General features: G+C 63.3%; 9 protein-coding genes. 3 read left to right on the plus strand and 6 right to left on the minus strand.

What is annotated here, in order from left to right; all coding sequences use genetic code 11:
- The first annotated feature begins 162 nt into the window (after window positions 1–162).
- Window positions 163–939 (plus strand): ABC transporter permease, encoded by a 777-nt coding sequence (locus EOA29_RS17805; protein ID WP_189350002.1) that lies wholly within the window; start codon window positions 163–165, stop codon window positions 937–939.
- On the plus strand, window positions 936–1,742 hold the full coding sequence (locus EOA29_RS17810; protein WP_126093282.1) for an ABC transporter ATP-binding protein: 807 nt from the start codon (window positions 936–938) through the stop codon (window positions 1,740–1,742). Before EOA29_RS17805 ends, EOA29_RS17810 begins: the two co-directional genes overlap by 4 nt.
- A gap of 5 nt (window positions 1,743–1,747) precedes the next feature.
- On the opposite strand, the gene EOA29_RS17815 is transcribed toward EOA29_RS17810, so the two are convergent.
- The 3 genes from EOA29_RS17815 to EOA29_RS17825 all read right to left on the minus strand — a co-directional run bounded on the left by EOA29_RS17815 (window position 1,748) and on the right by EOA29_RS17825 (window position 3,679).
- Window positions 1,748–2,686 (minus strand): GlxA family transcriptional regulator, encoded by a 939-nt coding sequence (locus tag EOA29_RS17815; protein WP_348628895.1) that lies wholly within the window; start codon window positions 2,684–2,686, stop codon window positions 1,748–1,750.
- A 338-nt stretch (window positions 2,687–3,024) separates the two neighbouring features.
- Entirely contained in the window at window positions 3,025–3,255 is a 231-nt protein-coding gene (locus EOA29_RS41475; protein WP_189434644.1) for a hypothetical protein, read from the minus strand.
- A 238-nt stretch (window positions 3,256–3,493) separates the two neighbouring features.
- On the minus strand, window positions 3,494–3,679 hold the full coding sequence (locus tag EOA29_RS17825; RefSeq protein ID WP_126093284.1) for a hypothetical protein: 186 nt from the start codon (window positions 3,677–3,679) through the stop codon (window positions 3,494–3,496).
- A gap of 220 nt (window positions 3,680–3,899) precedes the next feature.
- On the opposite strand from EOA29_RS17825, the gene EOA29_RS17830 reads away from it, so the two are divergent.
- Entirely contained in the window at window positions 3,900–4,799 is a 900-nt protein-coding gene (locus EOA29_RS17830; RefSeq protein ID WP_126093285.1) for a LysR substrate-binding domain-containing protein, read from the plus strand.
- A 1-nt stretch (window position 4,800) separates the two neighbouring features.
- Here EOA29_RS17830 and EOA29_RS17835 read toward each other — a convergent pair whose 3' ends face one another.
- From EOA29_RS17835 to EOA29_RS17845, 3 genes are all read right to left on the minus strand, one after another.
- On the minus strand, window positions 4,801–5,766 hold the full coding sequence (locus EOA29_RS17835; protein ID WP_126093286.1) for an alpha/beta hydrolase: 966 nt from the start codon (window positions 5,764–5,766) through the stop codon (window positions 4,801–4,803).
- Window positions 5,767–6,012: 246 nt separating this feature from the next.
- Window positions 6,013–6,198 carry a hypothetical protein gene (locus EOA29_RS41480; protein WP_127299399.1) on the minus strand — a complete coding sequence of 62 codons (186 nt, stop codon included), beginning with the start codon at window positions 6,196–6,198 and terminating at the stop codon, window positions 6,013–6,015.
- A gap of 238 nt (window positions 6,199–6,436) precedes the next feature.
- Window positions 6,437–8,040 (minus strand): ASKHA domain-containing protein (locus EOA29_RS17845; protein WP_127221221.1); only part of this gene is annotated, 1,604 nt, incomplete at its 5' end.

An 8,040-nucleotide genomic window follows, 5' to 3' on the forward strand; every position in this document is an offset into this window, starting at 1 on the left:
TCCCTCGATCGACGGCGGCGACAAGCCGCCGTTCCTTCTCCTTAAAGCGCGTCGCGATCTTTCAGATTCGCTCCCTGCGCTTTAGGTTTCTTGATTTTACGCATGTCTTTGTCCCGAAACCGGTTCCCGCTTTCGGGAGACATGCTTTAAGGACAGTGCCTGATGCTGCGTCCCTTGCATCCCGTTCCGCCGGGCACCCGAACCGTGCTCGGCATCGCCTTCTTTGTGCTCTTCGTGGCGTTCTGGGCGTGGATCACGCTGGGCGGCCATGTGAACCGGATCTTTCTCGCCGATCCGCCGTCGATGCTTGGCGACGGTTGGCGGCTTTTGGTCGAGGACCGCTTCTGGCTCGACATCCTGATCACCATCTGGCGCGTCTTCGGCGGCTTCGTGCTGGCTTCGATCGTCGCGGTGCCGATCGGCATCGCGATGGGCGCCTGGAAGCCGATCGAGGCGTTCCTCGAGCCGTTTGTGTCCTTCGCCCGCTACCTGCCGGCTTCGGCGTTCATCCCGCTGCTCATCCTGTGGGCCGGCATCGGTGAACTGGAGAAGCTCCTGGTGATCTTCGTCGGCTCGGTGTTCCAGATCATCCTGATCGTCGCGGTCAAGGTCGGCAGCACCAGGCGAGACCTGGTCGAGGCGGCCTACACGCTGGGGGCAACCGACAACGGCATCGTCAAACGGGTGATCATGCCGGCCAATGCGCCGGAAATCGCCGAGACGCTGCGGCTGGTGCTCGGCTGGGCGTGGACCTATGTCATTGTCGCCGAGCTGATCGGCTCGTCATCCGGCATCGGTTACATGATCATCAACAGCCAGTCGCGGCTGGCGACAGGGCAGATCATCTTCGGCATCATCGTGATCGGGTTGATCGGACTGTTGTCCGACTTCGCCTTCAAGGCGCTCAATCGCTGGCTCTATCCGTGGAGCCTGGCGTGAGCAAGCTTCTCATCGAAGGCGTTTCGCGAACCTTCGCCGGGGTGCGTGGCGGCAATCCGGTGCAGGCTTTGCAGCCCGTCGACCTTTCGGTTGCGGCCAATGATTTCATCACCATCCTCGGCCCGTCCGGCTGCGGGAAATCGACGTTGCTCCGCATCGTGGCCGGGCTGGAGGCGCCGAGCACCGGCCATGTGCTGCTCGACGGCAAGGCCGTCACCAGGCCCGGCCCGGATCGCGGCATGGTCTTTCAGTCCTATACGCTGTTTCCCTGGCTGACGGTTGCCGAAAACATTGCCTTCGGCTTACGCGAGCGGGGCATGCCGGAACGCGAACGCAACGAGATCGTCGCCTCCTATGTCGACCTCGTCGGTCTGAAGGGGTTCGAAAACCATTGGCCGAAGCAGCTTTCGGGCGGCATGCAGCAGCGCACGGCGATCGCGCGCGCGCTGGCCAACGACCCGGCGATCCTGTTGCTCGACGAGCCGTTCGGCGCGCTGGACAACCAGACGCGCGGTCTGATGCAGGAATTGCTGCTCGGCATCTGGGAGCGGCGCAAGAAGACGGTGCTGTTCGTCACCCACGATATCGAGGAGGCAATCTTCATGGCTTCGCGGGTGGTCGTGATGAGCGCGCGGCCTGGCCGCATCAAATCGGACGTGCCGGTCGACCTGCCGCATCCGCGCCACTACACGCTGAAGACCAGCCCGGAATTTTCCACGCTGAAAGCGCAACTCACCGAGGACATCCGCATCGAGGCGATGCGGACTGCGCAGACGCAGTCCGCCCAGGCAGCCGCCACCTGACTGGTTCAGGCGGCCAGCAACTGCTTGCGGTCGACGCGCTCCTGCTGCGGCGAGCGGGCATAGAGCTCGCGGTAGCATTTGGAGAAGTGCGAGGCCGAGACGAAGCCGCAGGCCACGGCCACCTCGACCACAGGCATCGACGACTGGATGAGCAGATGCCTGGCGCGGTCGAGCCGGATCTCGAGATAATAGCGGGCGGGGGATCGGCCCATCTCGGTGCGGAACAGACGCTCGATCTGCCGGCGCGACAGATCGACGTGATCGGCGATCTCGATCAGCGACAGCGGCTCGGCGAGATTCGCCTCCATCAATTCGATGATGGTCAGCACCTTGGAGTTCTGGACGCCCAGACGCGCCCGCAGCGGCCGGCGCTGGCGATCGGTCGGGCTGCGCACGCGGTCGGTCAGCACCTGCTCGCAGACACGGTTGACGAGGCTTTCGTCGAAGTCGTCGCCGATCAGCTTCAACATCATGTCGAGCGCGGCGGTGCCGCCGGCGCAGGTATAGACGTTCTGGTCGACCTCGAAGAGGTCGGCAAAGACATTGGCCTTGGGGAAGGCCTCCGAGAAGCCCGGCAGGTTCTCCCAGTGGATAGCGCAGCGTTTGTTGGACAAAAGCCCGGCAGCAGCCAGGATATGCGCGCCAGTGCACAGCCCGCCGACGGCGACGCCGCGATTGTATTCCTCGCGCAGCCAGGCGAAGGCCGACTTGTTGTGGTAGCGCTCGACATTGATGCCGCTGCAGACGATCGCCATGTTCGGCCTGTCTGGCCCGGCCATCTTCTTGCGCTCTTCCTCGAGCGAGGTGTTGACGGCGCATTCGACGCCGTTCGAGGCGCGCACCGGCTTGCCGTCGATGCTGGCCAGGCGCCAGCTATAGGCATCGTAGCCGAGCATCCGGTTGGCCGAGCGCAACGGGTCGAGCGCCGTCGCGAAGGCGATCATGGTGAAGTCGGGGACGAGGAAGAATACAAACGATCTCTTGATCGGGAGCTTTACGGCATTCACGGGAGACCTCACGCGGCCATGACGCGAACAGAATGTCGCTAATAGCATAGCGACATCAGGAAAAAGCATTCTTGTCAATCGGGTAGGCGGCTAAGTGAAGATTAAATTTGCGACACGGGTCGCAAATGGGCAATCGCCGATGGCGCGAGCCTGGAGATACCACCTCAGGTATCCAACGAACCGCGCCGTCAAAATGAAAACGCCGCCTTGGCGAGGCCCGGCGGCGTTGTGATCAAGTCGGGTAACGGCGCGCGGCCGTCCCGTCGAACGAGTGCTCAGGCAACGAAGCCGAGGCGGGCAGCGGCCATAGCGCCGGTCTGGCCGGGCATGGTCTTGGCAAGACGCTGACGCTCGAGAGCGGTCGTCAGGTTCATTTCGCGGCGGGTGAACAGGCGGGCAAAGAGCTTCATCATCATCTCCATTTGGTTGCTCAGACGGGTCGCCTTCGCTTGATGGAGTGGGGCAGCTCGTTTTTGCTGAGAGGTGATATAGGCTTGGTTCAGCAAAAACTAAATCGCAAAAACGAAGCGCTTGATATGAAAAGCGACATGGATTGCGACATATTTGGGCAAACTGCCCGAAATTTACGATTGTTTACAAGGCATTAAGTAGAACGGCGCCGTGTTATGCGAGTGGTTCATATGCGTCATGCAGCGGCCGCATGGCTGGAAAATTCGTTTGAGTGCAAACAAAAAGGCCTGCCGGGCTGATGCGGCAGGCCTTCAGCACTGAATGCACACTTTGTTACTTCGCTCCGGCCCAGGTTCCGACGCCGAGGCGCACACCGGTTTTGGCATCGGCGGCTTCCGGCCAGCCGATATCCTTCTGCAGCTCGATCGGCAGCGAATGGATTGCGCGTTCGGTCTGGTAGCGGGCGCGGGCGGCGCTGAATTCGGTCGCGAGCCGACCGATAGACGACAGGATAGACATTTTCATTCTCCTCGATTCGGGCAGGGAGGCACCCGGCAATGCGTTACGTCAGGTCTGCTTCAGCTTCATTTCATGTCGATTGCAGGTCCGTGTCGGGGTTGTTTCATGGCTGCTTTTGGCAGCATCCTGCATCGATCGAGTTGACTATGCGCCTGAAGTGATGTTCAATCAAACGAAATGGGATGATCGTTTGCATCAGAAAAATTGAAGGTAAGCTCCGATGAACGCCCCGCTCAACCATCCTCTGCCGCTGCTCGATCTCGATGTGCTGCGCACCTTCGTGGCGATCGCAGAGACCGGCAGCTTCACCACCGCCGCCAATGCGGTGTTCCGCACGCCCTCGGCCGTCTCCATGCAGATCAAGAAGCTGGAAGACATTCTCGGCCGCTCCGTCTTCGCGCGCGACGCGCGTTCGGTGACGCTGACCACGGATGGCGAGATGCTGCTCGGCTATGCCCGGCGGCTTCTGTCGATCAACCGCGAGGTGGTGTCGAAGTTCATCATTCCCGACATCGTGGGCGTGGTGCGGCTCGGCTCCCCGGATGATTATGGCGAGCGCGTGCTGCCGCATGTCTTGAAGCGCTTCGCGCAGTCGCATCCGTCGATCGCCGTCGACGTCACCATCGATCAGAGCAGCAATCTGCGCCGCCGCATGGACGACCGGGCGCTCGACATCACGCTGCTCACCAATTCCTACAAGACCAGCGCGCTCGGCGCCGAGGTGCTTTTGACCGAGCCGATCGTCTGGGCGGGCGCCAAGGGTGGCTGCGCGCATCTGCGCGAACCGCTGCCGGTGTCGCTGTGGGAAGAGGGCTGCGCCTGGCGGGCCGGCGCCCTGGAAGCGCTCGGGCGCGAGGGCCGCAACTACCGCGTCGCCTATATGAGCGCCCACACGGCCGGCCAGCGCGCCGCGATCATGGCCGACCTCGCCGTGGCGCCACTGCCAAAATCCTTCCTCGGCGACGATATGGTCGAGCTGGGCCAGAAGGACGGCATGCCAGATATCGGCACCTACAATCTCGCCATGGTGGTGGCGCCCGACGCCAGCGCGCCGGTGAAGGCCGTTGCCGATCACATCCGCGCGACGTTCGAACTGTTCCGCGAAACCGGCAGGTTCTGAGCTATTCGGCCGCCGGCGCAGGCCGCGCCGCGTAGGCAGTTCCGGTCAGGCGCGGTGCGCGGGCGCGCTGCGGTGTCGGTTCGCCGGTGAGGAAGTCGACGATGCTGTCGCGCGCGCGTCGCGCCTCCGGCATCTCGATCAGCGGCCAGACATGGAACATGCCTTCCTCATAGACCACGTCGACCTCGACGCCTGCGGCGCGCGCCCGTTCGGCGAAGATCAGATTATCGGGGCTGAGCAGGTCATGCGAGCCGGTGAGCAGCAGCGTCTTCGGCAGCACCGAGAGATCGCCATAGAGCGGGCTGATGCGCCAGTCGGAGCGGTCGATGCCGGCGCTGTAGAGCCGGATCGCCTCGAGCCCGCCGGAAATGCCGAGCCACGGATCGCGGCGCTCCGCCTCGAACACCTCCGGATTGGACAGCGACATATCGAGGCCGGGCGAGATCAGCACGTGGCGCGATGGTGCTGGGAGGCCTTTCTCGGCGCCCATCATGGTGAGCACCACGGCCATGTTGCCGCCGGCGGAATCGCCCATGAAGACGATATCCCCGGCATCGGTCTCTTCGAGCATGCGCCGATAGACGTCGCCCACCATGCCGAACATGTCATGGAAGTTGTGCTCCGGCGCGATCGGATAGATCGGCACGGTGACGCCGAAGCCCAGCCGCTCCGCCATCTCGGCAATCAGCACCCAGTGATAGGATGTCATCTGAAAGACGAAGGCGCCGCCATGCAGATAAAGGATGCGCCGGCTTTCGCCGGCCGTCGGCGCGATCTCATAAACGGGAAAACCACCGACACTGGTCTCGGCGATGTCGAGCCGCGCTTTCAGCAAGGCGGGCGGATGATAGTCTTCGGTCTTGCGGGCGTAGGCAATCCAGCGCTGCAGATTCTCGGGACTGGAAAAGGCCTTCTTGCGGCTGTGCCTAAGAATGAACGAGACGACGTGGCTTTTCAAACTAGGCATGCGGATACACGGACTTCGGCAGAGCCGACTAAGAGAATTCTCCCCACTATCCGAAGATTGGATCTCAGCTAAAAATGTCAAGGTTCGCCGGGCGCACATCGACGTGATGCGACGCCCTGATTCGATAGCAGGCGCGTCACCGACGCCCCGGCAGCAGCGCGGCGCGCAGCTTGTTGTCGCCGGTCGCCGAGGCCGCTTGCCGGCCCCGGCGTTTGCCGAGCAGCTTGCATTTGTCGGCGAAGGTCATCAGCGCGGCGTGCCAAGCAGCAGCTTGTGAAGAGCCGCCTGCGGGTCGCTCGGCGGCGAGGCCGGCCAGCCAATATCCTTCCGGGCATGCGCCGGCAGGTCGTCGAGCGCGCGGATCGCCTTGTTCCGTGCATGGGCCTGCCTGATGGTAACGCCAAAGCGGCTGAGGTTATCGAACATCGACATTTTCATCTCCCTTTGAAGAGCGGCGGCCGACAACTCATTTTTGCTGCATGTCCTTTCCCAAAACCGCTGAGCACTTTTGGGCGACATGCACGATCCCGGCCACCGTTCGATGGCCGCTGAATGCGCCAGGCATGTATCGAAAGGATTTCGCAAAAGCAGCGTTTCGGTTTCCGGATCGGGCGGATCCGGAAACATTTGCATGCAAATGAAATCGAAGGCGTACCGGTAAGAAGCAGGCCTATCCGAGGCCGCGCCGTGCCGCGCGCTCCTCGCGCGAGCGCCTGCGCGGGGTGGCATCACCCACGGCGCCGTCCTCGCTCGTTGCCTTGCGCGGCGGCAGCTTCACCACGGCTGCGAGCTTCGGGAACGGGTCCACCTTGTTCGGCAGCGCCATGGCATAGACGAAGTGCTCCTGGAACTTGGACTCCAGCGCCGTCTCGATCTTCTCGATCCTGCTCACGGTTTCCTCGATCTCGCGGCGGTAGCCCCGGTTGAGCAGCGCCATGCGCGCGCCGGCGCCGGCGGCGTTGCCGACGGCCGACACCTTGTCGAGGTCGCAGTCGGGGATCAGGCCCAGCACCATGGCGTATTTCGGGTCGATGAAGGAGCCGAAGGCGCCGGCGAAATGGATGCGGTCGACATGGTCGGTGTGCTGCTTTTCCATCAACAGCTTGGTGCCGGCATAAAGGGCTGCCTTGGCAAGCTGGATGGCGCGCACGTCGTTCTGGGTGATGGTGATCTTCGGCTCGCCATCCTTCAGCACGTAGGAGAAGGTGCGCCCGTTGGGGACGATGCGCGGTGAGCGCGCCGCGAGCGAGCCGTCGACGACGCCGTCTTCCGAAATGATGCCCGTCAGATACATCTCGGCGATCACTTCGATGATGCCGGAGCCGCAAATGCCGGTGACGCCGGTCGCCTGCACGCTTTCGGCAAAGCCCGGCTGATCGGACCACAGTTCCGAGCCGATAACGCGGTAGCGGGGCTCAAGCGTGTCGGGATCGATGCGGACGCGCTCGATGGCGCCTGGCGCGGCGCGCTGGCCGCCGGAGATCTCCGCGCCCTCGAAGGCCGGGCCGGTCGGGGAAGAGGCCGCGACCACGCGCGTCCTGTTGCCGAGCACGATCTCGGCATTGGTGCCGACGTCGACGATCAGCATCATCTCGTCCTGGCGGTGCGGGCCTTCCGACAGCGTGACCGCGGCGGCGTCGGCGCCGACATGGCCGGCGATGCAGGGCAGCATGTAGAGGCGCGCGCCCTGGTTCAGCTTCAGGCCGAGGTCGGAGGCCTTGATGCGCACGGCGCCGGAAACGGCGAGCGCGAAAGGCGCGCCGCCGAGCTCGGTCGGATCGATGCCGAGGAACAGATGGTGCATGATCGGGTTGCCGACGAACACCGCGTCGAGGATGTCGTTGCGGTGGACATTGCCTTCCGCGCAGACCTTGTCGACGAGGCCTGAAATGGCCTCGCGCACCGCGACCGTCATGCCTTCGCGGCCGTCCGGATTCATCATCACATAGGAGACGCGGCTCATCAGATCCTCGCCGAAGCGGATCTGCGGATTGGATGTGCCGGAAGAGGCCGCAACACGGCCCGACAGCAGCGACACCAGATGCATGGCAATGGTGGTCGAGCCGATATCGCAGGCGAGGCCGTAGGCCTCGTTCTTCAGGCCGGGCCAGAGCGCGATGACGCGCGCGATGTCGCTGTCGGCATCCTTGTGGATGGCGGCGGTGGCGGTCCAGTTGCCCTTGCGCAGGATGCCCTGCACCTGCGGCAGGGGATAGAAATCGAATTCGGGGGTCTTGAGGCCCCAGTCCCTCATCAAGGCGATCTTGAGCCGGT

The organism is Mesorhizobium sp. M1E.F.Ca.ET.063.01.1.1 (genome assembly GCF_003998155.1).
Taxonomy (GTDB): domain Bacteria; phylum Pseudomonadota; class Alphaproteobacteria; order Rhizobiales; family Rhizobiaceae; genus Mesorhizobium.

Bases quoted from the DNA above. Each gene is read 5' to 3' on its own strand.
- EOA29_RS17805 (WP_189350002.1), top strand. From the start codon at position 163: ATGCTGCGTCCCTTGCATCCCGTTCCGCCGGGCACCCGAACCGTGCTC.
- EOA29_RS41480 (WP_127299399.1), bottom strand. From the start codon at position 6,198: ATGTCGATGTTCGATAACCTCAGCCGCTTTGGCGTTACCATCAGGCAG.
- EOA29_RS17825 (WP_126093284.1), bottom strand. From the start codon at position 3,679: ATGTCTATCCTGTCGTCTATCGGTCGGCTCGCGACCGAATTCAGCGCC.
- EOA29_RS17835 (WP_126093286.1), bottom strand. From the start codon at position 5,766: ATGCCTAGTTTGAAAAGCCACGTCGTCTCGTTCATTCTTAGGCACAGC.
- EOA29_RS17815 (WP_348628895.1), bottom strand. From the start codon at position 2,686: ATGATCGCCTTCGCGACGGCGCTCGACCCGTTGCGCTCGGCCAACCGG.
- EOA29_RS17830 (WP_126093285.1), top strand. From the start codon at position 3,900: ATGAACGCCCCGCTCAACCATCCTCTGCCGCTGCTCGATCTCGATGTG.